Genomic DNA, 21,279 nt, shown 5'->3' on the forward strand with positions numbered 1-21,279 from the left:
GTGTGCGGTGCTGGATGCTTACAATACTGCATTCATCTGACACTTTGACACTACCGAGATTCATTGGGCTTTTCTTGTGAATGTCTTCGATGTAACCAGCCCGTAACAGGAACTATTCCGCGTCACCCTGGGCTATCAGCGCACGCACAGCATCGATCGCACGGCGCACCGATTCGGCGCGAATCTCGGCCCGGTCGCCACTGAGCTGAAGCGACACGGCCCAGGAACCGCTGCCCTTGGACAGGCCGATGAACACGGTTCCCGCCGGGTGCCCCCCCTCCGGTCCAGGCCCGGCCACTCCCGTGGTCGACACCCCAATATCGGCGCGCACATCATTCACCGCGAGCAGGGTGCGTACGCCGCCCGCCATCTGCTTGGCGACATCGGCGTGTACGGGCCCGTGCACGTTGAGCACACTGCTGTCCACGTGGAGCAGGCTGCGCTTGAGGGCGGTGTCATAGGCGACCACTCCCCCGCGAACGACAGCGGATGCGCCGGGGATGCGCACGAGTTCAGCCACCAGCAGCCCGCCGGTCAGCGACTCGGCGACGGCGATGGTGAGGTGGCGAATGGTGAGTTCCGCGATGAGTTCGGCCGTCGCATCCGCTGCGGGTGTCGGTATCGTGCTTGCCGACACCGGGTCAGGCAACGTCGGGCTTTCGGAGGCGCCAAGCCGAAACCAGATAGTCAAGGCCGGAAACCACGGTCAGTACGAGGGTAATGGTCATGGTGGCGGTATTGACCCAGTGCACCCACTCGCCGAAGACCAGCCAGAACGGGAGCAGGGCGAGCGAGATCGACACGGACTGGGACACGGTCTTAAGCTTGCCGCCGCGGCTGGCTGGAATCACTCGATCACGCAGCATGACGAACCGGAACACGGTGATGCCGATCTCGCGCACGAGGATAACGATGGTAACCCACCACGGCAGTTCCCCCAGGATGGACAGACAAACCAGGGCGCCGCCGGTAAGGATCTTGTCGGCGATCGGGTCGAGAATCTTGCCGAGATCGGTCACGAGGTTGTGGCGGCGGGCAATCATGCCGTCGATGCCGTCGGTGGCGATCGCGATAATGAACAGCACCGCCGCAGCCCAGCGCAGGGCCTCATGGGCACCATTGTCGGCGAGCAGCATCCAGATGAACACGGGAGCGAGCAGAATGCGCACGACCGTGATCAGGTTGGGCACGTTCCAGTTGCTGGGGCGGGTGACGGATGCTTGCGGTGTTGCCATGGTTCAGTCCCTGCCGGTTAGTTTCCAGGCATCCTCGTCGTCTTCGGTGCCGTCCACCTCAGGATACCCCTGCGACATTTTCTCAACCGGGTCGTCGGCGTAGCGCGGGTCGGGCGCAGACTCGGCCCGCGAGGAATCGGACTGGGCCTTCAGCGCATGCTGCTCGTCGTCGGAGCCGCGCAGGCGGGCGAGCACGCTCGGCAGCTGCTCGGCGTTGACGAGCACATCGCGCGCCTTGGAACCTTCAGACGGGCCGACGATCTCCCGGGATTCGAGCAGGTCCATCAGGCGGCCGGCCTTGGCGAAACCGACGCGCAGCTTGCGCTGCAGCATCGACGTCGACCCGAACTGGGTCGACACGACGAGTTCGGCGGCGGCGAGCAAAACCTCGAGGTCGTCACCGATGTCAGAGTCGATCTCCTTGCGCGGGGCGACCATGGAGACGTCGGGCCGATAGTCGGGCCTGGCCTGCATGGTGACGTGCTTGACGACCTTCTCGATCTCGTCTTCGGTGACCCAGGCGCCCTGCACGCGCACGGCCTTGGAGGCTCCCATCGGCAGGAACAGGGCATCGCCCTGTCCGATGAGCTTGTCAGCGCCTGGCTGGTCGAGAATGACCCGGGAGTCGGTGACGCTCGTGACGGCGAAGGCGAGCCGCGAGGGCACGTTGGCCTTGATCAGCCCGGTGACGACGTCAACGCTCGGCCGCTGGGTGGCCAGAACGAGGTGAATTCCGGAGGCACGAGCGAGCTGGGTGATGCGCACGATGGAGTCTTCAACGTCGCGCGGGGCGACCATCATAAGGTCGGCCAGCTCGTCGACGACGACCAACAGGTACGGGTAGGGCTTGAGTTTGCGTTCGCTGCCGGCGGGCAGCACGATTTCGCCGTTGACAACGGCCTTGTTGAAGTCGTCGATGTGGCGAAAGCCGAAGCTCGCGAGGTCGTCGTAGCGCATGTCCATCTCTTTCACGACCCACTGCAGCGCTTCGGCCGCTTTCTTCGGGTTCGTGATGATGGGAGTGATCAGGTGCGGAACGCCGGCGTAGGCGGCGAGCTCGACCCGTTTCGGGTCGATCAGCACCATGCGCACGTCGCTCGGCTTGGCGCGCATGAGCAGGCTCGTGATCATGGAGTTGACGAAGCTTGACTTGCCGGAACCGGTGGAGCCGGCCACGAGCAAGTGGGGCATTTTCGCGAGGTTGGCGATGACGAAGCCGCCGCCAACGTCTTTGCCGACACCGATGGTCATCGGGTGGGTGGCGTTGGTGGCGGTGCTCGAGCGCAGCACGTCACCGAGAGTGACGATTTCGCGGTCGGTGTTGGGAATCTCGATGCCGATGGCGCTCTTTCCAGGGATGGGCGAGAGGATGCGCACCTCGTTTGAGGCGACCGCGTACGAGAGGTTCTTGCTGAGCGCTGTGACCCGCTCGACCTTGACGCCGGGGCCGAGTTCGATTTCGTACTGGGTGACCGTCGGGCCACGGGAGAATCCGGTGACCTTCGCATCGACCTGGAACTGGCGCAGCACCTCGGTGATGGACTTGACGACGTCATCGTTCGCGGCTGAGCGGGCCTTGGCCGGCGGTCCGGCGGTGAGAGTGGATGCCGCGGGCACGAGATAAGGAATGGCCGGGTGCGGGTCTGTGGAGGCGAGCGGCGGCAGGGCTGCGCCGTCGGCATCCACTGCCTGGCTCAATTCGGGGAAGACGTCGTCGAAGCCGGGCAGTACCTCGGTGTGGCCGGCCGGGTCGTCGGAGTGCAGGCCGGTGGACGCGGCGCTGGATGGGCCGCGCCCGAGGTCGACCTCGCCGGTGAAGCGTTTGACGGCGAGTTCGGCCTTGCGCAGGTCTTCGAGCACTTCAGTGCCGTAGTGGTCTTGTTCGGGCGGTGCGGTGTGGTCGGTGACCTCGGATTCGATGGCGCTGTCGAAACCGCCGCGGGACTGGCTGCCACCGAGCAGCACGCTGAGCGGGTCGGGGGCCACATCAGCCGGGCCAGCCTTGGACTCGGTCGACAGGGCGCTACCGAAGTCGGGGTCTTCCTCACGCTTGCTGTTGTTGCGGCGCCACCAGGGCAGCGCCCCCTCTGGCTCATCGTCGTCGACGCCGTCGAGCTCGACCTGCGCGGTCTTGCCCGGCTTGGAGTTCTTGGCTTCTTTCGCCGACGCGCGTTCTTCAGCGTCGGTGAGTTGCGCGCCAAACAGCCACTCATAGAGCTCACGGGAGCGCTGCCCGATGCGGTTCGGCGGTGTCTTGGTGATGATGAACAGGCTGAGCAGGAGCAACAGAATGACTAGGATCGTGGCACCGATCGACGTGGTGAGCAGGATCAGCGGGGCGGCGATCATCCACCCGATCACTCCGCCGGCCAGCGCGAGGGCCGGCATACCGTCTTGCGGCTGCGGCTGCACGCCGAAAATGTGGCAAAGCCCGGAAATTGTCACGAGCAGCAGGCTGAGCCCGATGCCGATGCGGCCATTGTCGTGCACGGAACTGGGCTGACGAAACAGCCAGACGGAGAACAGCAGCAGAATGACGGGCAGGGCGAAGGCTACCCGTCCGAACAGGCCGCCAAAGGTGTAAGCGTCGAGCTGCTGGGCGACAGCGTTGTTGATCAGGAACCATTCGACGATGGCGCCCGAGACAGCGAGCAGTACGAGAAAGAAGGGCAGGCCGTCGCGGCGTTCGTCTTTGGAGAGTTTTTCGGGGCCCAGGGCGCGGGCGGCACCGCCCGCGAGGTGGGCGAGGCCCATCCAGGCGCGGGCTCCGACGCTCGGCTTCACGTCGACGGCGGTGAATTTGACGGTCTTCTGCGCGGCGGTGCCGCCGCCGCGGGTTGCCGGTTTGCGCGCCGGAGCGCCCTTCGGTGCCGGAGTGCGGGCACGCCCGGTCGACTTAGTGCTCGTAGCCATGAAATAACGCTACCAAGCGCCGGTGACATTCCCCCGCCCCCACGCCCAATGCCTGCCCGAGCGGCCGGCGAATGCCGCGGTGTGCATCCGCTGGTCTTCGCTTGTCGTGTCACCTAATAGCGGATGGCGTCGATCACCTTCACCCGCACCGCGACCAGTGCCGGGATGAGCCCGGCCAGGGCACCGACAACGGTCGCACAGATCAGGCCGAGAACGGCCGCTTCGACCGGGAACGGCGGAAAGTCGGTGACCTGACCCTGGCTGATGAAGTCCTCAACGATGGGGCTCTTCACGATGAGTACGGCGGCAATCACGCCGACGATGCCGGCGACGACGGTTGCGACGACGCTTTCCATCATGACGGCGAAGAACACCCGGGCGGCGGTCGCCCCGAAGCTGCGGCGGATGCCGATCTCCCGAATGCGCTGCTTGAGGGTGACCAGGGCGATGTTCACCAGGCCGAGCGCTCCAAGCAACAGCACCAGGCCGGCGATGGCACCGACCGTGAGCTTGAGGGAGAGGTAGGGGTCACCGTCCTGAAATGCCGCGTAGTCCTGCCGGTTCACCTGAACGACGGCGTCGCTGCCCAGCGCACCCTGCACGTCGCGTTGCAGCGCGGGCACGAGCTGCTCGGATAGCTCGACCGGCACCCACAGTTCGTACGAGGGAGGTCCGAATTGCTGCAGGTTCGGGTCGGTGACGACCGGGGTGATGGCGGTCAGAGCATCGGCGAGCATGTACATCGCCGGTTCGGTCTCGTAGGACAGCGCCGGGTAGACACCGGTGACAACGGCCGTCGTACTGCGTTCGCCCACCAGGGTGGTCGTCGGATGCGTGCGCAGGTCCGGGCGGCCGAGGCGGTCCCAGAAGGTGGAGTTGATGAGCACGGCGGGGGCCAGCCGGGCCTGGTCCGCGTCGGTGAACCAAGTTCCTTCCTCGAGGGTGATGCGGTGCATCGTTCCATACGGCGGGTCGACGCCGATGGTCTGCACCGGCACGGCGCCGTCGGCGAATTGCACGGTCTGGCTGGTGTTGATGACCCGGCTGGCGTAGTCGACCTGGTATCGCTCGAGTGCCGTGCGCCAGATTTCGGGCATTGCGGTCGGGTTGGAGCCGTCGTTCATCGTCGCCGACAGGTAGAGGCTCGCGGCGCGTCCTCCCGATCGTTCGTTCTGCTCGATGGTGGCTTGCTGGGCCACCCCGCCGAGCCCGACCACGGTCGTGATCGCGCAGACGGCCACGGCCACACCGATCAGCGACAGCATGACGCGGGTCTTGTGGATGCGCACTTCCTGCCACGCCTCGATGACCGCGCCCACGAGGTTGCTAACGACACGTTTCATGCCGGCACCGCGCTGGCGACCTGGAGAACGCCGTGATCGAGCATCAGGTGCCGGGTGGCGCGGGCGGCGATCGCCGGATCGTGGGTGATAGTGACGAGGGCGGCTCCCGATTCGGTGGCGACCTCGTCGATGAGGTCCATCACCGTCTCGCCAGTCTCAAGGTCCAGGGCGCCCGTGGGTTCGTCAGCGAGGATCAGTCGCGGGCCGCGCACCAGCGAGCGGGCGATCGCCACGCGCTGCTGCTCACCACCGCTCAACCGGTCGGGCAGCGAGCTGAGACGGTCGCCGAGGCCGACCCGTTCCAGCATCTCGGTCGCGATGCGGGCCCGCTGCCAGAACTGACGGCCCTCGGCATAGAGCAGCGGCGTCATCACGTTTTCGAGGGCGGTGCGACCCTGCAGCAGGTTGAACTGCTGAAAGATGAACCCGACCTCGCGGCCGCGGAGCCGGTCCCGAGCGCCGGACGACAACGACCGCACCGGGCGGTCCTCGAACAGCATCGTGCCGCTCGTCGGGTTGTCGAGCAGCCCGAGCAGGTTCAGCAGGGTGGTTTTGCCCGAACCCGACCGGCCGACGATCGACACCCGGTCGCCGACGTCGACGTCGAGGTCGACGCCGGAGAGAATCGTCAGCGGCGGTGCATCGATGAGCTGCACAGTGCGGGTCACGCCCTCCAGATGCAGGAGGGTCATCCGGAGATCCCGGTGCTCGAGATGCTGGGGCCGAAGCAGACTTCGCTGCCGTCGGGCTGAAGTTCGCAGCCCGGCCCGCCGCCGGCGACGGCGCCCGGCACGAATTGGTTGATCAGGTCGCCCTCCACGAGGCCGTCGACGACCTGCACGTTGACGCCGTCGGTCATGCCGAGCGTGACCGGGCGCTCTTCGGTGCTCCCATCGGGCAGCACAAACCAGACGACCCCGGTTTCGGCGGAACCCTCGACCGCGGTGGTGGGCACAACGAGCACGTTCTCGGCCAGCCCGGCCGCGATGGTGATCTGCGCGGCCAAGCCGGAGAAGACGGTCACCTCGGCCGGAATCGCGCAGGTCACGGTGGTGCCGCTCGTACCGGTCGCGTCTCCGGCGCCGTCACCGCCGGCCGGGGCACCAGCCAGCGGGGTGGTGATGGTCAGGCCGGTGCAGGTGAACGGCGCCGGCCCGTTCGTGATCGCAACGGATGCCTCGGTCGGCCGAGTCAGCAGCCGGTACTGCTGCTCGGGGCTGAGCGCTCCGCTCACCGAAAAGCTCGGTGGGGCCACCTGGCCCGTCGCATCCCCAACGGCCACGCTCTGGCCGTGGATCACCGAGAGCGAACTGAGGATTCCGGTGATCGGGGCGAGCACCTTGACGAAGGTGACCACCGGTTTCGGTTGGGTGACGGAGACGTTGCCATCAGCATCCGTTGTTTCGACCGGGTCCTTGATCGTTTCGACTCGGATGTCGTAGATCTTGTCGTCTTTGTTCACGGCCTGGCCGGCCGCCACGAAAATCTCGTCGACCGTGCCGATGGCGGTCGCCTTGACGGCGACGGCCGGGTCGGCGCTGACCGTGCCCGGCAGGGTCACGTCATTGCTGATGGTGCCGAGGGCCACCGGAATCTGGGGTTCGACGATGACACCGGTCGGTTCGGCTGGATTGCTGTCGGCGGTTGCGTTTGGGTAGAACGCGAGTTTCACCAGGGCTACCGCGATGGCCGCAATCACGATGAGTCGAAGGATGGGAAAGACCCATTTGCGTGCAACGTTCACGAGACTCCCCACCCGGCTGACCGGACCTGGTCAAGCTCGATGGGCTGATCCTAGCGTTAGGCGGGCCTGCCTGTCGCTGTCCGCCCGCCGGCTCGCGGCACCTGCTGCATCTCGTGGCGCCCCTCGAAACGAATGCCGCGAACGCCCAGGACTGCCGTGAGCACCGAGCCGGCCGGCACGAGTGCCTTAGCGGGTGGTACCAGCGACCTTGGGCAGCGAACCGCCGGCGGCCGCATTGCGGTCCGGGCGGAAGTTGGAAAAATCCACACCGGGGATGTCTCTGACCAGCGACAATTCGTCTTCGATCTGGGCTGCTTCGGAGTCCTCGGGGCCGACCAGCGGCAGACGAACGCGCGGGCTGCCGATGCGACCGAGGCCGTGCAAAATATACTTCACGGCGACGGTGCCGGGAACGTGGGTCATCACGGCACGCACGAGCGGCTCGAGCTGCTGGTGCGCGGCGGTGGCGACCTTGAGGTCGCCACGGTTGACCGCGTCGACCATGTGTCGGTACGGGGTGGCCGTGATGTTTCCGGTGACGCCGATCAGGCCGGTCGCACCGATGGACAGGTGGGCCAGCACATTGGGGTCGTCGCCGGAGAAGTACATGAGGTCGGTTTGGTTGAGCACCCGGCTGACCTGGGCGAAGTCGCCCTTGGCGTCTTTGATGGCGAGGATGTTGGGGTGCTTGGCCGCGCGCAGGATGGTCTCGTAGGCGATCGCGACGCCAGTGCGACCGGGGATGTCGTAGAGGATGACGGGGAGGTCAGTGGCATCCGCGATCATACGGAAGTGCGTGAGTATTCCGGCTTGGGTCGGCTTGTTGTAGTACGGAGTGACGATCATATTGCCGTCGGCGCCGGCCTTTTCGCTCTGGCGGGCGAGCTGCATGGCGTGGGCGGTCTCGTTCGAGCCGCCGCCGGTGATGATCTTGGCCCGGCCGTTCGCGACCGACTTGCCAACCTCAACCAGACGGATCTTCTCCGGGTCGGTCAGGGTGCTCGTCTCCCCGGTCGTGCCCGTGACGACGATGCCATCGGCACCGGCGTTGATGACGTCGTCGATGTGCTTCTCCACCCCGGCCCAGTCCACTTCGCCATCAAAAGTAAACGGGGTGACCAGCGCGACCAGCACCTGGCCAAAGGGATTCGTAGAGGTAGACACGAAGTACAGGCTATCGCTTCCCCGTCCCGCGCCCCGCATAACCGGTGACGGTGCGACTCGGCCGTTCACGTTGGACTCGGCGGGGGTGCGCGCCACGTCATCTCTCGTCATACTCCCCCGACCGGGTGCGCGCCCCCGTAACGTCGACACCATGAACCCACTCGAAGCGATCGGACTGTTGCTCGCCCTGTTGGCGGCCACGACCGTTCTGGGCCTGATCTGGCGGGCGCGCCAAGGTCTGGTGGCCTCGGGGAGCGGCGACGTCATCATGCCAGCGGATGTCGCCTCGTCGATCGCGTTCGGCCCTGCCGCGACCCTGGTGCAATTCTCGACCGAATTGTGCGCCCGCTGCCCGGGCACCCGCCGTCTGCTGATTGCCGTGGCCGAGCAGCGGCCCGGGGTGGTGCACGTGGACGTGGATCTCACCCACCGCGCCGACCTCGCCAACCGCTACTCCGTACTGCAAACACCGACGACCCTGATCCTGGACGGGTCGGGGCGGGTTCGGGCTCGCGTGGGCGGAGCACCGAATCGGGCCGACATCAGTGCGACGCTCGATGCCATCGCCCAGAACACGTCTCGCCCACTCACCACGACTCCCGGGAGCTGACATGGCTACGACGCCTCGCCCACGACTCGATCCGCGCGGCCCCCGCTTCGGAGCCGCCATCACTGCCAGTGTTTTGCTCACGGTGGTGTTTTTGTCGCTCATCGGCGCATCCGTTGCCGCCGTGGTGCTGCTGGCAGCACTCACCGCACTGTTCGCGTGGGGCGCGCTGGCCGGCGCCGGTCGGCATCCGTACAGCGTGCTGTTCAAAAAATTCGTGCGTCCGCGCCTCGCGCCACCGACGGAGCTCGAAGATGCGACCCCGCCCACCTTCGCACAGGGTGTCGGTCTGGCCGTGACCCTGGTCGGCTTGATTCTGGGTCTGGCCGGTGTACCCGACGCTGTCGGAATCGCTGCGGCGGCGGCGTTCGTCGCTGCTTTTTTGAACGCGGTCTTCGACTACTGCCTGGGCTGCCAGATCTACCTGCTCCTCGTGCGATTCGGTGTGCTCAACCGGGGCGGCAGAACCCTCGAGAACGTCTAAGCCGTTCCCGAAGCCCGGCCGGGACACGCCCGACCCATCCGGGGGGGGCGGCCGCCCGGGCATGTCGGCTGGGTCTCAGGCAATTCCCAGACGGGACTCGTTCGTGGGGCAGGTGGGACAGTTAGGGTGGAATTCAATCACCTGGAGGTAACACCATGCCCACGACGCTCACCAGTGAAGCAACCACCGTCTGGACCGGCGATCTTCCGACCGGTTCCGGTACCGTCACCCTCGATTCTTCCCACGCCGCCGAGTTCGCGGTGAACTGGAAAGCCCGAGCTGAGGGGGTCTCCAACACCACCAACCCCGAGGAACTCCTCGGCGCTGCGCACGCGGCCTGCTTCTCGATGGCCCTCGCGAACGCTCTCGGCTCGGCTGGGCACACCCCGGAAAGCATCCAGACCACTGCGGCTGTCACATTCGCGGCCGGCACCGGCGTGATCGGCAGTCACCTGCTGGTCAGTGCGAAGATTCCCGGCCTCACCGAGGCCGAGTTCGAGGCCTTCGCCCAGGATGCCAAGGAAAACTGCCCGATCTCGAAAGCACTCGCGGGCATTCCCATCACCATTGAAGCCGAACTGGCCTAGGCCACAGGCGTGCGCGTTCTCATCGCGGGAGCCTCCGGCCTGATCGGTCGGGAATTGAGCCGCCAGCTGGCCGCTGCGGGGCACACCCCCGTGCGTCTGGTGCGCCGGGAAGCCTTGGGCAAAAACGAGGTGCGGTGGGACCCGGCAGCTCACGCTCTCGACGCGAACGTGCTCGACACCGTTGACGCGGTCGTCAACCTGTCGGGGGCCTCCCTGGCGCGGCTCCCGTGGACGGCGGAGTATCGCCAGGAAATCCTGACTTCCCGCCTGTCGGCTACCCGCACGATCACTGATGCTCTGGCCCGGGCGGCCACACCACCGACCGTACTGCTCAACGGTTCTGCCGTAGGGGTCTACGGTGATCGTCCCGGGGAGATTCTGACCGAGACATCCGCTGCGGGAACCGACTTTCTCGCCGACGTCGTCACCCAGTGGGAAGCGGCGGCTGTGCTCGCGCCGGAACCGACACGGGTCGTCCTGCTGCGCACCGGCCTCGTCCTGGCTAAGGGCGGCGCGCTGAAACCGGTACTGCCCCTGGCAAAACTCGGTCTCGCCGGACCGCTCGGCGGCGGCAACCAACATTGGGCCTGGGTGAGCCTGCACGACGAGGCCGCAGCCATCGTGCACCTGCTGACCTCGGCGCTCTCTGGCCCGGTGAACCTGGTCGGGCCGACCCCCGCAACATCCAACGACATCATTCACGGGCTCGCGACCGCACTGCACCGGCCCTTCGTGCTGCCGGTACCGAAGCAGATTCTGACGCTTCTGTTGCAGGATGCTGCGCGCCAGTTGCTGCTCGCCGACCAGCGAGTCAGCGCTCGGAAGCTGCTCGACGACGGGTTCGAATTTTTTCATCGCACGCCGGCCACCGCGATCGCCTGGATGCTGCGCCAACCCTAGTCGGCCGGTCAGAGCCTATTTCGGCGTGCGTTCGAGCGCGATCGCGGTACGGATGGCGCCGCGGGCGCGCTTGCGATCGCCGGAGGCGTCGTAGGCGAGGCCGAGCCGCAGCCAGGCGTGCCAGCTGTCGGGTTGGGCTTCCACCTCGGCCTGCGCGGCCGGAAACTGCTCGTCGGCGGCGTCTCGGTAGGGGCGGCCGCTCGGGCGCACCGGGAGTTCGGCGGAGGGAAGCCCCCCAAGGTCGTCGAGCTGACGCACGAGCCGTTCCGAACGGATACCGAACGCAACCTCACGCGCGAGCGCCCAGAAGCCGATCAACGGCAGGATGAGCAGCGCGAGCCCGATGGCAATGCCGATCGACTCGCCGCTCTGAATGAAGAGCACGGCGCGAACTCCGACCAGCACGAGGTAGAACACGAGCAGTATCGCCATGACGACGACCGCGATCTTGCCCTTCATTTGACGCCACCTTCGCTGATGGCGGGCGCTGCGAATCCGAGATCCACGAGTTGGTCGAGGCCGACCGTTACCCCTGTGGCCGTTCGCGCTGCGGTGAGGGCCAGCAGAATACCGCTCTCATAGGCGCTCGGGGACAGCGTGTTGTGGCTGATCGTCAGGGTTTCCCCGGTACCGCCCAGAAAGACGTCCTGCCGGGCCAGCAGGCCGGACAGGCGCAGGCTGTGCACGGGAACGCTCGCGACCTGTTGGCCGCGAGCGCGCTGATCGGTGTGTGGTGCTGAGACGGGGCCGAGTTCGGCGCGAGCCTGGCCGATCAGTTCGGCGGTGCGCACGGCGGTGCCCGACGGCGAGTCGACTTTGGCCGGCTGGTGCGCTTCGACGATTTCAATCGAGTCGTAGAACCGGGCGGCGAGGGCGGCGAACGCGGTTGCGAGTACAGACCCGATGGAAAAGTTCGGAATGATTATGACGCCGGTGTCGTCGCGGTCGGCAAGGCGGCGGCTGAGAGTGTCGATGCCCTCCTGGCTCCAGCCGGACGTGCCGACGAGCACCCGCATGCCATGCTCGGTCGCGAAGTCGACGACGTCACGGCTCACGTCGGGACGGGTCAGGTCCACGGCGATGTCAGCCCCGAGCATCTCGCTCAGCGCACTGTGCGAGTCGAGGCGGGCGACAACCTTGAAGCCCTCGGTTCGATCGATCAGGTCGGAGACCAGACGGCCCATCTTGCCCGTTGCGCCAATGATGGCCACCGTCGTTGTCATGAAACCAATCTACCAATTGATCGGCCGGTCACGTGCCCGCGCCCGACCGCTGAGAACCTGGACGTCTAGAACATCAGGGGTTCAGGCAGCCCGGTGCGCAACTCGACCGGCAGGTGACCGAGGTCGTTATGGGTGACGAGCGTCCAGGGTCGCCCCGGCTTCTGCTGCAGCACGGTCAGGCCGCAATTTGCCTGATTGATGCCGACCCAACGCCAGTCGGGGGCTCCGAGCACCTCACGCACAAACCAGGCGATCACAAAATTGTGGGTGATCAGCAGGTCGTGCCGCTGGCTGCGCCGTGGCTGCAAGAATTCGGCGACGGCGTCTTCCATCTGCGCACGGCCGGCGGCGATCTCGTCGTCGGTGACCGAGCCGAAGAACGGGTCGTAGGCCGAGGGCGTTTCGGCGGCCCGACCGGAGGGGATGCAGTCGAAGAGCAATGCCGACGGCTCGCTGTGCAGGGCCGGCAGCCGTTCAGCCATGATCTGGGCGGTCTCTGCGGCGCGCTGCAGCGGCGAATGCCACGCACCGGTGAACGGAACCCCGCTGAGGCGATCGGCGACGAGAAGAGCCTGACGCTTGCCTCGGGGCGAGAGCGGGCCGTCGTGCAGGCCGTGCTCAGCATCCTGCTGCTCGCCGTGGCGTACCAGGTAGATGTACTGGGGCATCATTGTCCATTTCACAGTTCGAGACCGGCCGGGCCGGATGGTGCACGAGCGGGTGGCGACCGGTCAGCCCGGGAGAATAGCAGCGAACGCGTCGTCTTCGAGGGCTCCGACGGCTGAAATCGACACCGGACCGCTCGCCAACTCCGCGGCAAGTTGCTGCACGTCGGTCGCGGTGACCAGGGCGAGGCGGCGCAGTGCTTCGTCGAGGTCGGCGAACTCGCCGAGGGTGATCTCGGACCGACCTAAGCGGGACATGCGGGTGTCCGAGTCCTCCAACGCGAGAGCGGATGCCCCACTCAGCTGGCCGGATGCCCGCTTCATCTCGTCGGCGGTAACGCCGTCGGCGGCCAGGCGGTGCAATTCCCTGAGCATGAGCTGGGCCACCTGGCCGGCCTTGGCCGGTGTGCACCCGGCGTACATGCCGAACAGGCCGGCGTCGGAGTAGCCGGGCGCGAATGAGTAGACCGAGTAGGCCAGGCCGCGCTTCTCCCGCACTTCCTGGAACAGTCGGCTCGACATGCCTCCGCCGAAAATCGAGGTGAGTACGCTCATGGTCACCCTCCGGTCGTCGGTTGCCAGCAGGCCGGGCATTCCCAACAGCAGGTTGGCCTGTTCGAGCGGGCGTTTAACGATGGTCAGGGCCTGTCCCTGGTGGATGTCGGCTGGCAGACCGCCCCGCCGCCTGACCGGGGTCTGCACAATGCTGAGGTCCCAGCCGGCCCGTTCGAGGGTGCGGGTGACGGCAGCGACAAGTTCGTCGTGGTCGACAGCACCGGCAACCGTGACGACGAGGTCCTGCGGGCGATAGTTGGCCTGGTAATGCTCCCACACGGCGGTGCGGGTGGCACCCCGAATGTCGTCGGCGCTGCCGCCGATCGGGCGGCCGAGCGGATGCTTACCCAGCACGGCTTCGAAGAATCGCTCGTTGGCGACGTCGGCCGGGTCGTCGTCGGCCATGGCGAGTTCCTCGAGGATGACGCCACGCTCGGTTTCGAATTCATCGGAATCCAGCTTCGAGGAGGTCAGCATGTCGGTGAGCACGTCGATGGCCATACCGAGGTCGCGGTCCTGCACCTTGGCGTAGTAGCAGGTGTATTCCTTGGCGGTCATGGCGTTGTGTTCGCCGCCGACCGCGTCGAAGGAGATCGCTATGTCCAGGGCAGAACGCGTCGGTGTGCCCTTGAACAGCAGGTGCTCAAGAAAATGGGTGGAGCCGAAATGGCCCGGCTGTTCGTCGCGCGATCCGACGGCCACCCAGTAGCCGATGGTGAGGCTGCGGGCACCAGGTACCTGCTCGCTGAGGATGCGCACCCCGCTCGGCAGTACCGTGCGACGGACGAGGGCATCGCCGGCGGCCCGAAACGAGAGTTCGGCCTGGTCTAGGGGAAAGTCGACTGCACCGTTCATATCATCCACCACCTTACAAGACCCGATCGGGACGACCGGTGCGGGCACGGCAACCCGCCGAGCCACCCCCAGTTTGGCCGGAATGGCCCCTGCAGCCGGTTACGACAGACTGGTCTGTCTAGGGTGTGTTACAGTCTGGATGCCGACCGGGGAAACCCCCCGGATCTGCGCTCATCCGGGGCTGTTTTCTGCCCCTCGACCAAGGAGTCTCGCATGACCACGCTGATAGCTGAGGTCGTTCGGCCGGCGACCCACGCCAAGGTGCGTATCCTCGCCACCGCCGACCGCCTGTTCTATACCGAGGGTGTTCACACCGTGGGTGTGGATCGCATCATCAGCGAGTCCAAGGTCACCAAAGCCACGTTTTATAAGTACTACCGCTCGAAGGACGCCCTGATCGTGGTGTATCTGCAGGGCAGAGACCGCCTCGCCCGCGATTTTCTCGCGAGCCTCGACACCCGCTTCGACACTCCCGAACAGCGTCTGCGTGGCGTCGTCACCGAGATCTCGGCCCAGGTCATTCGCGAAGGCTTTCACGGCTGCCCGTTCATCAACGCGGCCGCCCAGTTCACCGACCCGGCCCATCCGGTGCGGCAGGCGGTAGCGGCCCACCGTGACTGGTACGGTCGGTCCATCGAGGACATGTTCCGGGGCATGGGTCACGCCCGGCCCGGCGATGCCGCAGACGACTTCTTTCTCGCCAGGGACGGTGCCTTCGCCGGCGCCAACCTCGGCGACCCGATCGGTGCCCACACCGCCCTGCTGCGCGCTATCCAGCGCGTGCTGGACGAGTCGGGCGACTAGGCCTCTCGCCGCACCCCTGGATTAGAAGGCGGATACCCGGTCGAGGTCGAGCAGGTCGTTACGGCCGAGCCGGATGCCCGCCGCCGCGACCAGGGACGGCACCTGGTCGGCCCGGCCGGCGCCGGCCACCGGAGCAACGACGTCGGGCCGGGCGAGCAACCAGGCAAGGGCAATCGACGCCGGCGCTGCCTGTTGCGCCGCCGCAATGCGGTCGACCACGGCGAGCACGCGCAGGGAACGACGATTGAGGTAGACCGCGGCGAGCTGCCCGCGGGCGGTGCCGGCGGCATCCGCTTTGGTGCGGAACGCGCCCGCCAGAAAGCCGTGCGCGAGGGCGAAGCCGGGCATCAGTGCGAGATGCTGGGCCCGCGCAACGACGGCGACGTCCTGTTCGAGCTCGGCGCGATGCACGAGGTTGTAGGGGGTTTCGACGGCGACGAATTTGGGCAGGCCGAGGCCGGAGAGCACCCTGGCCTCCATGAGCCGCTCGGCCGAGAAATTACTCGCACCGAGGTAGCGCACCTTGCCGGCGCGCACGAGAGCGTCGACGGCAACGAGGCTCTCCTCGAGGGCGACGGTCTTGTCGTCGAAGTGAAAGTAGAGCAGGTCGAGATAGTCGGTGCCGAGCCGCACCAGGCTGGCCTCGACGGCGGCCACGATGCTGCGCTGCGTCAACCCGGGATTGTCGAGATTGCGGCCGATTTTCGTGGCCAGCACGGTCTCGGCACGTGCACCGCGCGAGCGCAACCACGACCCGATGATCACTTCACTGCGCCCGGCGGCGAAGCTGTCTGCCGTGTCGAGAAAATTGCCGCCGAGGTTGCGGTGCGCGTCGAGGATAGCGTGGGAGGCTTCACCGGTTGCCGTCCAGCCGAACGCGTTGCACCCCAGGGCCAGGGGATGCACGCGCAGCTCGGTTCCCGGAATCTGACGGCGCACCGCGCCCGAACCGACGGCTGGCTGGGTCTGCCCCGTCTGGGTCTGCCCTGTCTGGGGCTGCCCTGTCTGGGTCTGCCCTGTCTCGGCCCGCTGCACACGGCCAACCGACATTGCGTCCAGAGACGATGAGACCACCTGTCGGGGCATTGCGTTCTCCTCCCGGGTGCTCGCCCGACCAGTCAGTTTTGCCGGGTTTTCTCGTCGTAAAGTGCTCTTTTTCCGACTTTAGGCGAGGCCGCCGACATTTCCCGACGGCACGCTAAACCGTTACCAAAATGTACGCCGCAGCCGGCCGAATAGGGGTGATGCGGCCGGCTGCCCGTCGGTGCGTCCCCAATTTGTTAGACTGAAAATTGCGCAAAATCTGGGCGGCCTGTGCAGGTGCACATCCGCCCTGGGCCGCCGCCTGTCGAATCCCTTGATCGATCGGCTGGCTAAGTATGCTGCCCGAATCAGCCGCAGGAAAGCAGCCATGACCACCGACGCCTCCGTGCCCAACCCACAGGTTCCCCGCGAGGCTCGCCGGCGCCGCACCTTCGCCGTGATCAGCCACCCCGACGCCGGCAAGTCCACCCTGACCGAAGCCCTGCTGCTGCACGCCCGCGCGATCACCTCCGCCGGTGCCACGCACGGTAAGGCCGGCCGCAGCGGAACCGTCTCAGACTGGATGGAGATGGAAAAGGCCCGCGGTATCTCGGTGACCAGCGCCGCCATCCAGTTCGAGTACCACGACGCCGTGATCAACCTCGTCGACACGCCCGGCCACGCCGACTTCTCCGAGGACACCTTTCGGGTGCTCTCGGCGGTGGATGCCGCGGTGATGCTGGTCGACGCCGCCAAGGGTCTCGAACCGCAGACGATGAAGCTGTTCGCGGTCTGCAAGCAACGCGGGCTTCCCGTCATCACCGTCATCAATAAGTGGGACCGTCCCGGCGACACTCCCCTGGCCCTGATGGATGAGATCCAGACCCGCACCGGGCTGCTGCCGACCCCGCTGAACTGGCCGGTCGGCGAGGCCGGCGACCTGCGCGGTGTGCTCGATCGCCGCTCCGGTGACTTTCTGCGCTACACCCGCACGGCGGGCGGCGCGACCGTGGCCGAATCGGTGCGGCTGGATGCGGCCGACGCGGCTAAAGAGGAAGGCCCGGCGTGGGCATCCGCTGTCGAAGAATCTGACCTGCTCGACGCGGAGTCGCAGAATCACGACTCCGAGCTGTTTCTCGACGGGCAGACCACCCCGGTGCTGTTCTGCGCCGCCGTGGCGAACTTCGGGGTGCAGCAACTGCTCGACACCCTGGTCGAGTTCGCGCCGCCGGCCGAAGCGCGCATCGACATCGACGGCAACCCGCGCAAGGTCACTTCACCGTTCTCCGGTTTTGTGTTCAAGGTTCAGTCCGGCATGAACTCGGCGCACCGCGACCACGTGGCCTTCGTGCGGGTGTGCTCCGGCGAATTTCGCCGCGGCATGATCGTGACGCACGCGGCGACCGGCCGGCCTTTTGCCACCAAGTACGCCCAGCAGCTGTTCGGCAAGGAGCGCACCGTCACCGACCAGGCCTGGCCCGGCGATATTGTGGGGCTCGTCAACGCCTCGGCGTTGCGCGTGGGCGACTCGATCTTCGAAGACGAACGGGTGGAGTTTCCGCCACTGCCGCTGTTCTCCCCCGAACACTTTCGGGCGATTCGCCCAGTGGACAGCAGCAAGCACAAGCAGTTTCGGCGCGGCATCGACCAGCTCGACCATGAAGGCGTCATCCAAGTGATGCGGTCCGAGGTGCGCGGTGAGCAGGCTCCGGTGCTCGGCGCCGTCGGGCCGATGCAGTTCGAGGTGGTCGAGGACCGCATGGTGCACGACTTTCACGCCGATATTCGCATGGAAGCACTCCCCTACCAGGTGGCCCGCAAAACCGACAAGGAAAGCGCACTCGTGCTCGCCGGTACCCGCCAGGTGGAGGTGTTCACCCGCTCAGACGGCACGCTGCTGGCCCTGTTCAGCACGCCGTGGCGCCTGCAGGCCATCGCCAAGGAGAACCCGAAGCTCGTGCTGATCGACATCGCAAACGCCACGGCCGACGACTTCATGTAGCGCTTTACGTTCGCAAAAAAGGCCGCATCCTCGTGGAAGATGCGGCCTTTCTGGTGCTGCTGCTTACGCGTCAACCACCACGGAAGTGATGACGGGGCTGCGACGGTACTTGCGGTTCATCCAACGGCTCACGGACTGCGTGAACAGGTCTTCGAGCTCGGCACCGTCAACGATCTTGATGCGGTTCGCGGCCTTCATGGCCTCATCGATGACCTTGGTCGCGCCCTTGACCCACTCGTCGTCGTGCACGAATCCACGGGCCAGGAACTCGACCGGCTCGGAAAGCGTGCCGGTCTTGGCGTTGAGAATTCCGAGGATGGTGATGGTACCGTCTTCGGCGAGCTTGCGACGGTCTTCCATCGCGGCAGTGGATGCCCCGCCCACGGTCATGCCGTCGACGAAAATGTAGTCGGCGACGACGCGGCCGGTGACCTTGGCGTGGCCGTCGATGAGGTCGACGACGACGCCGTCTTCCACGACGATGACGTTGTCCGCGGGGACACCGGTCGCGATGGCGAGATCGGCGTTGGCCGTGAGGTGACGCCATTCACCGTGGATCGGCATGACGTTGACCGGCTTGACGATGTTGTAGCAGTAGACGAGCTCGCCGGCGCTGGCGTGGCCAGAGACGTGCACCTTGGCGTTGCCCTTGTGCACGACGTTGGCGCCCCAGCGGATCAGGCCGTTGATGACGCGGTAGATGGAGTTCTCGTTGCCGGGGATCAGCGAGCTCGCGAGCAGCACGGTGTCGCCCTCGCCGATCTTGATGACGTGCTCACGGTTGGCCATGCGCGAGAGGGCGGCCATCGGCTCGCCCTGTGAACCGGTGCAGATGAGAACGACCTTATCGTCCTTCATGCGCTCGAGCGCCTTCATGTCGACGATCAGGCCCTTGGGAACGTTGAGGTAGCCGAGCTCAGTGGCAATGCCCATGTTGCGCACCATAGAGCGACCGACGAAAGCCACCTTGCGGTTGTGCTTGACGGCAGCGTCGATGACCTGCTGGATGCGGTGCACGTGGCTCGCGAAGCTCGACACGATGATGCGGCGCGGCGACGTGCGGAACACGGTGTCGATCGCCGGTCCGATGTCTTTCTCGGCGGTGGTGAAGCCCGGAACCTCGGCGTTGGTCGAGTCGGTCATGAACAGGTCGACGCCCTCTTCGGCCAGGCGCGCGAAGGCGCCGAGGTCGGTGAGGCGCTTGTCGAGCGGGAACTGGTCCATCTTGAAGTCACCGGTGGCGAGCACGAGGCCGGCCTCGGTGCGGATGGCGATGGCGAGGCCGTCGGGGATGGAGTGGTTCACAGCGATGAATTCGAGATCGAACTGGCCGATGGTGCGGCGCTCGCCCTCTTTCACCTCGATGAAGTTCTGGCTGAGGCGGTGCTCCTGCAGCTTGGCGGCGAGGAAGGCCAGGGTGAGCTTGGAGCCGACGACGGGAATGTCGCCGCGTTCCTTGAGCAGGTAGGGGACGGCGCCGATGTGGTCTTCGTGGCCGTGGGTGAGCACGATGGCCTCGATGTCCTGCAGGCGGTCACGGATGGCGGTGAAGTCGGGCAGGATGACATTGATGCCGGGCTGGTTGTCCTCGGGGAAGAGAACGCCGCAGTCGATGATGAGAAGCTTTCCCTTGTGCTCGAAGACGGTCATGTTGCGGCCGATCTCGCCGAGGCCTCCGAGTGGGATGATGCGCATGCCGCGAGCGGGCAATGCCGGCGGAGTGCTCAGGTCGAGGTAGTGGTTATTCATGAATCTCATTTCGTTGTCTGCGGTACTGCATGTCCAGGTGTGTGGGGACCGAGCACGGGCATGCGAAGCCGGCGAGCCGGCTCAGGGGGCTTCAGCGCGCATGCGCGTACCTCGTGTCGTGCCTGGCGGGCAAGCAAAATGCCGGCCAGATACCTCCTTAGTCTACCGATGCAGAAACGATCAGCGTTTCGGGCACGAAAAGAGGGACCCCGCGCGTGGCGAAATCCCTCTCTGGTGCCGCTTGACGCGGCCTGGCCGCAGGCTACGCGGCGCGGTGTCCGGCCATGGTCGGCTGCGGCGACACATACTCGCCGGCCTCGAGGTGCTGCACGGTGCCGCTGATGTAGCCGGTCGCGGTGATCGCCCGACGGACGTCGTGCGTCACATATTCGTTGGCCGTGGCGGCGCGTTTAGTGGACTTGGATACGTAGGAATTCATGGTGCTCCTGGTGCGATTGTGACTAGCGGATGCCGACGGCTGGCCACGTTCGATCGTCGGAGCATCTGCGCTGGGGCAGGTCTGCGAAGGACTGATTCGAGTGGAACTGGGGTGATGGCCCGGTCGGCGGGAACTGCGCTGCGCCGCGCGGGCCCAAAAATCCGGATCCTCTAATGGATCGCCATGATTTTTGAACTGCCCTCAGGATACGTGAATCTGCCACCCGTTCGGGGAAAATGCACGAACTACACAGGCAGCGTGCAGCTGTACGAGCGCGGTGCAGCTACACAGCTCCCGTGCAGCCCGCATGGAGGCTGGATCGATAAAATCTTCGAATGACTTCTTCTGCGCTGTACGACATCCCCCTCACCCTCATCGACGGAACAGAAACATCTTTTGATGCCTTTCGGGGGAAGACGGTGCTCGTCGTCAATGTGGCATCGAAGTGCGGGTTCACGCCGCAGTATGCCGGCCTCGAGTCGCTCTACCAGCGCTACGCCGATGAGAGCCTGGTCGTGCTCGGCCTGCCGAGCAACCAGTTCATGGGGCAGGAACCCGGCACCGAGGAAGATATCGCCCAATTCTGTGGCATGACCTACGGGGTGACCTTTCCGATGACGGCCAAGGTTGACGTGCGGGGTAAGCACCAGCATCCGCTGTATGCGGAGCTGACGAAGTTCAAGCAGGGCCTGCTGCCGGGATTGATCAAGTGGAATTTCGAGAAGTTTTTGGTGACACCGTCGGGCGAGATCGTGGACCGCTTCGCCTCCACGGTGGAGCCGGAGTCGACCGAGATCGTCGATGCGATCGAGAAGGTGCTGGCCGCGAAGGCCGCCTGACCCACCCGCTGTTTCTTTCCGGGCCCGGGCCCGGAAATTGGGCCCACGTTAGAGGCGGTTTCTGGGGGTCGTTGCAACACCGGGTGGTCTATTCAGTAGTCAGCAGTTTAGCGAAGCGCTCGGCGGGGGTGTCCCAGTCGAGCGTCTT

General features: G+C 65.9%; 20 protein-coding genes and 1 pseudogene. 7 read left to right on the forward strand and 14 right to left on the reverse strand.

Going from position 1 to position 21,279, the window contains the following annotated elements; all coding sequences use genetic code 11:
* Window positions 1-112: 112 nt before the first annotated feature.
* From E3O25_RS07100 to dapA, 7 genes are all read right to left on the reverse strand, one after another.
* Window positions 113-637, reverse strand: a complete 525-nt coding sequence (locus tag E3O25_RS07100) for a CinA family protein (RefSeq protein WP_241983758.1) — start codon at window positions 635-637, stop codon at window positions 113-115.
* 4 nt (window positions 638-641) lie between these two features.
* Window positions 642-1,235, reverse strand: coding sequence for a CDP-diacylglycerol--glycerol-3-phosphate 3-phosphatidyltransferase (gene pgsA, locus E3O25_RS07105; RefSeq protein WP_092111754.1), 594 nt, complete (start codon window positions 1,233-1,235; stop codon window positions 642-644).
* A 3-nt stretch (window positions 1,236-1,238) separates the two neighbouring features.
* Window positions 1,239-4,148, reverse strand: coding sequence for a DNA translocase FtsK (locus tag E3O25_RS07110; protein ID WP_092111756.1), 2,910 nt, complete (start codon window positions 4,146-4,148; stop codon window positions 1,239-1,241).
* A gap of 113 nt (window positions 4,149-4,261) precedes the next feature.
* The gene (locus E3O25_RS07115; RefSeq protein WP_134360820.1) at window positions 4,262-5,491 is read right to left on the reverse strand and encodes an ABC transporter permease; all 1,230 of its coding nucleotides are present in this window, start codon (window positions 5,489-5,491) and stop codon (window positions 4,262-4,264) included.
* Entirely contained in the window at window positions 5,488-6,183 is a 696-nt protein-coding gene (locus E3O25_RS07120; RefSeq protein WP_134360821.1) for an ABC transporter ATP-binding protein, read from the reverse strand. The genes E3O25_RS07115 and E3O25_RS07120 overlap by 4 nt, the downstream gene beginning before the upstream one ends.
* On the reverse strand, window positions 6,180-7,235 hold the full coding sequence (locus E3O25_RS07125; RefSeq protein WP_174721720.1) for an efflux RND transporter periplasmic adaptor subunit: 1,056 nt from the start codon (window positions 7,233-7,235) through the stop codon (window positions 6,180-6,182). Before E3O25_RS07125 ends, E3O25_RS07120 begins: the two co-directional genes overlap by 4 nt.
* 186 nt (window positions 7,236-7,421) lie before the next feature.
* Entirely contained in the window at window positions 7,422-8,399 is a 978-nt protein-coding gene (gene dapA / locus E3O25_RS07130; RefSeq protein ID WP_092111788.1) for a 4-hydroxy-tetrahydrodipicolinate synthase, read from the reverse strand.
* 151 nt (window positions 8,400-8,550) lie between these two features.
* Here dapA and E3O25_RS07135 point away from each other — a divergent pair, with 151 nt between their 5' ends.
* From E3O25_RS07135 to E3O25_RS07150, 4 genes are all read left to right on the forward strand, one after another.
* Window positions 8,551-9,009 carry a thioredoxin family protein gene (locus E3O25_RS07135; protein ID WP_092111762.1) on the forward strand — a complete coding sequence of 153 codons (459 nt, stop codon included), beginning with the start codon at window positions 8,551-8,553 and terminating at the stop codon, window positions 9,007-9,009.
* Between the two features lies 1 nt (window position 9,010).
* Window positions 9,011-9,490 (forward strand): DUF4395 domain-containing protein, encoded by a 480-nt coding sequence (locus E3O25_RS07140; protein ID WP_241988529.1) that lies wholly within the window; start codon window positions 9,011-9,013, stop codon window positions 9,488-9,490.
* A gap of 155 nt (window positions 9,491-9,645) precedes the next feature.
* A complete protein-coding gene (locus E3O25_RS07145; RefSeq protein WP_092111766.1) occupies window positions 9,646-10,077 on the forward strand; it encodes an OsmC family peroxiredoxin in 432 nt (143 codons plus the stop codon).
* Window positions 10,078-10,086: 9 nt separating this feature from the next.
* Window positions 10,087-10,977, forward strand: coding sequence for a TIGR01777 family oxidoreductase (locus E3O25_RS07150; RefSeq protein ID WP_134360823.1), 891 nt, complete (start codon window positions 10,087-10,089; stop codon window positions 10,975-10,977).
* A 15-nt stretch (window positions 10,978-10,992) separates the two neighbouring features.
* On the opposite strand, the gene E3O25_RS07155 is transcribed toward E3O25_RS07150, so the two are convergent.
* The 4 genes and pseudogenes from E3O25_RS07155 to E3O25_RS07170 all read right to left on the reverse strand — a co-directional run bounded on the left by E3O25_RS07155 (window position 10,993) and on the right by E3O25_RS07170 (window position 14,275).
* Window positions 10,993-11,436, reverse strand: a complete 444-nt coding sequence (locus tag E3O25_RS07155) for a hypothetical protein (RefSeq protein ID WP_092111770.1) — start codon at window positions 11,434-11,436, stop codon at window positions 10,993-10,995.
* A pseudogene (gene dapB / locus E3O25_RS07160) lies at window positions 11,381-12,200 on the reverse strand (4-hydroxy-tetrahydrodipicolinate reductase); the annotation flags it as partial. The gene E3O25_RS07155 and the pseudogene dapB, both read right to left, overlap by 56 nt.
* Window positions 12,201-12,265: 65 nt before the next feature.
* Complete coding sequence (locus E3O25_RS07165) at window positions 12,266-12,868, reverse strand: histidine phosphatase family protein (RefSeq protein WP_092111790.1); 603 nt, start codon at window positions 12,866-12,868, stop codon at window positions 12,266-12,268.
* 63 nt (window positions 12,869-12,931) lie between these two features.
* A complete protein-coding gene (locus E3O25_RS07170) occupies window positions 12,932-14,275 on the reverse strand; it encodes a pitrilysin family protein (RefSeq protein WP_092111775.1) in 1,344 nt (447 codons plus the stop codon).
* 213 nt (window positions 14,276-14,488) lie between these two features.
* Here E3O25_RS07170 and E3O25_RS07175 point away from each other — a divergent pair, with 213 nt between their 5' ends.
* Window positions 14,489-15,079 (forward strand): TetR/AcrR family transcriptional regulator, encoded by a 591-nt coding sequence (locus E3O25_RS07175; protein ID WP_092111777.1) that lies wholly within the window; start codon window positions 14,489-14,491, stop codon window positions 15,077-15,079.
* Window positions 15,080-15,100: 21 nt separating this feature from the next.
* Here the strand turns inward: E3O25_RS07175 and E3O25_RS07180 are convergent, their stop codons facing one another.
* Entirely contained in the window at window positions 15,101-16,165 is a 1,065-nt protein-coding gene (locus tag E3O25_RS07180) for an aldo/keto reductase (protein WP_134360824.1), read from the reverse strand.
* Window positions 16,166-16,490: 325 nt separating this feature from the next.
* On the opposite strand from E3O25_RS07180, the gene E3O25_RS07185 reads away from it, so the two are divergent.
* Window positions 16,491-18,104 (forward strand): peptide chain release factor 3, encoded by a 1,614-nt coding sequence (locus tag E3O25_RS07185; RefSeq protein WP_092111779.1) that lies wholly within the window; start codon window positions 16,491-16,493, stop codon window positions 18,102-18,104.
* Between the two features lie 63 nt (window positions 18,105-18,167).
* On the opposite strand, the gene E3O25_RS07190 is transcribed toward E3O25_RS07185, so the two are convergent.
* Together E3O25_RS07190 and E3O25_RS16925 are read right to left on the reverse strand one after the other, a co-directional pair.
* Window positions 18,168-19,853 (reverse strand): ribonuclease J, encoded by a 1,686-nt coding sequence (locus E3O25_RS07190; RefSeq protein WP_092111780.1) that lies wholly within the window; start codon window positions 19,851-19,853, stop codon window positions 18,168-18,170.
* 262 nt (window positions 19,854-20,115) lie between these two features.
* On the reverse strand, window positions 20,116-20,292 hold the full coding sequence (locus E3O25_RS16925) for a hypothetical protein (protein ID WP_166787639.1): 177 nt from the start codon (window positions 20,290-20,292) through the stop codon (window positions 20,116-20,118).
* Window positions 20,293-20,627: 335 nt separating this feature from the next.
* Here E3O25_RS16925 and E3O25_RS07195 point away from each other — a divergent pair, with 335 nt between their 5' ends.
* Window positions 20,628-21,131 carry a glutathione peroxidase gene (locus E3O25_RS07195; protein WP_134360825.1) on the forward strand — a complete coding sequence of 168 codons (504 nt, stop codon included), beginning with the start codon at window positions 20,628-20,630 and terminating at the stop codon, window positions 21,129-21,131.
* The last annotated feature ends 148 nt before the right edge of the window (window positions 21,132-21,279 follow it).

This window comes from Cryobacterium sp. TMT1-3, from assembly GCF_004402315.1.
GTDB lineage: Bacteria > Actinomycetota > Actinomycetes > Actinomycetales > Microbacteriaceae > Cryobacterium > Cryobacterium luteum.

Coding starts and splice junctions, on each gene's coding strand:
- pgsA (WP_092111754.1), bottom strand. CDS start 1,235: ATGGCAACACCGCAAGCATCCGTCACCCGCCCCAGCAACTGGAACGTG.
- E3O25_RS07110 (WP_092111756.1), bottom strand. CDS start 4,148: ATGGCTACGAGCACTAAGTCGACCGGGCGTGCCCGCACTCCGGCACCG.
- E3O25_RS07115 (WP_134360820.1), bottom strand. CDS start 5,491: ATGAAACGTGTCGTTAGCAACCTCGTGGGCGCGGTCATCGAGGCGTGG.
- E3O25_RS07120 (WP_134360821.1), bottom strand. CDS start 6,183: ATGACCCTCCTGCATCTGGAGGGCGTGACCCGCACTGTGCAGCTCATC.
- E3O25_RS07135 (WP_092111762.1), top strand. CDS start 8,551: ATGAACCCACTCGAAGCGATCGGACTGTTGCTCGCCCTGTTGGCGGCC.
- E3O25_RS07140 (WP_241988529.1), top strand. CDS start 9,011: ATGGCTACGACGCCTCGCCCACGACTCGATCCGCGCGGCCCCCGCTTC.
- E3O25_RS07145 (WP_092111766.1), top strand. CDS start 9,646: ATGCCCACGACGCTCACCAGTGAAGCAACCACCGTCTGGACCGGCGAT.
- E3O25_RS07155 (WP_092111770.1), bottom strand. CDS start 11,436: ATGAAGGGCAAGATCGCGGTCGTCGTCATGGCGATACTGCTCGTGTTC.
- E3O25_RS07165 (WP_092111790.1), bottom strand. CDS start 12,868: ATGCCCCAGTACATCTACCTGGTACGCCACGGCGAGCAGCAGGATGCT.
- E3O25_RS07170 (WP_092111775.1), bottom strand. CDS start 14,275: ATGAACGGTGCAGTCGACTTTCCCCTAGACCAGGCCGAACTCTCGTTT.
- E3O25_RS07175 (WP_092111777.1), top strand. CDS start 14,489: ATGACCACGCTGATAGCTGAGGTCGTTCGGCCGGCGACCCACGCCAAG.
- E3O25_RS07180 (WP_134360824.1), bottom strand. CDS start 16,165: ATGCCCCGACAGGTGGTCTCATCGTCTCTGGACGCAATGTCGGTTGGC.
- E3O25_RS07185 (WP_092111779.1), top strand. CDS start 16,491: ATGACCACCGACGCCTCCGTGCCCAACCCACAGGTTCCCCGCGAGGCT.
- E3O25_RS07190 (WP_092111780.1), bottom strand. CDS start 19,853: ATGAATAACCACTACCTCGACCTGAGCACTCCGCCGGCATTGCCCGCT.
- E3O25_RS16925 (WP_166787639.1), bottom strand. CDS start 20,292: ATGAATTCCTACGTATCCAAGTCCACTAAACGCGCCGCCACGGCCAAC.
- E3O25_RS07195 (WP_134360825.1), top strand. CDS start 20,628: ATGACTTCTTCTGCGCTGTACGACATCCCCCTCACCCTCATCGACGGA.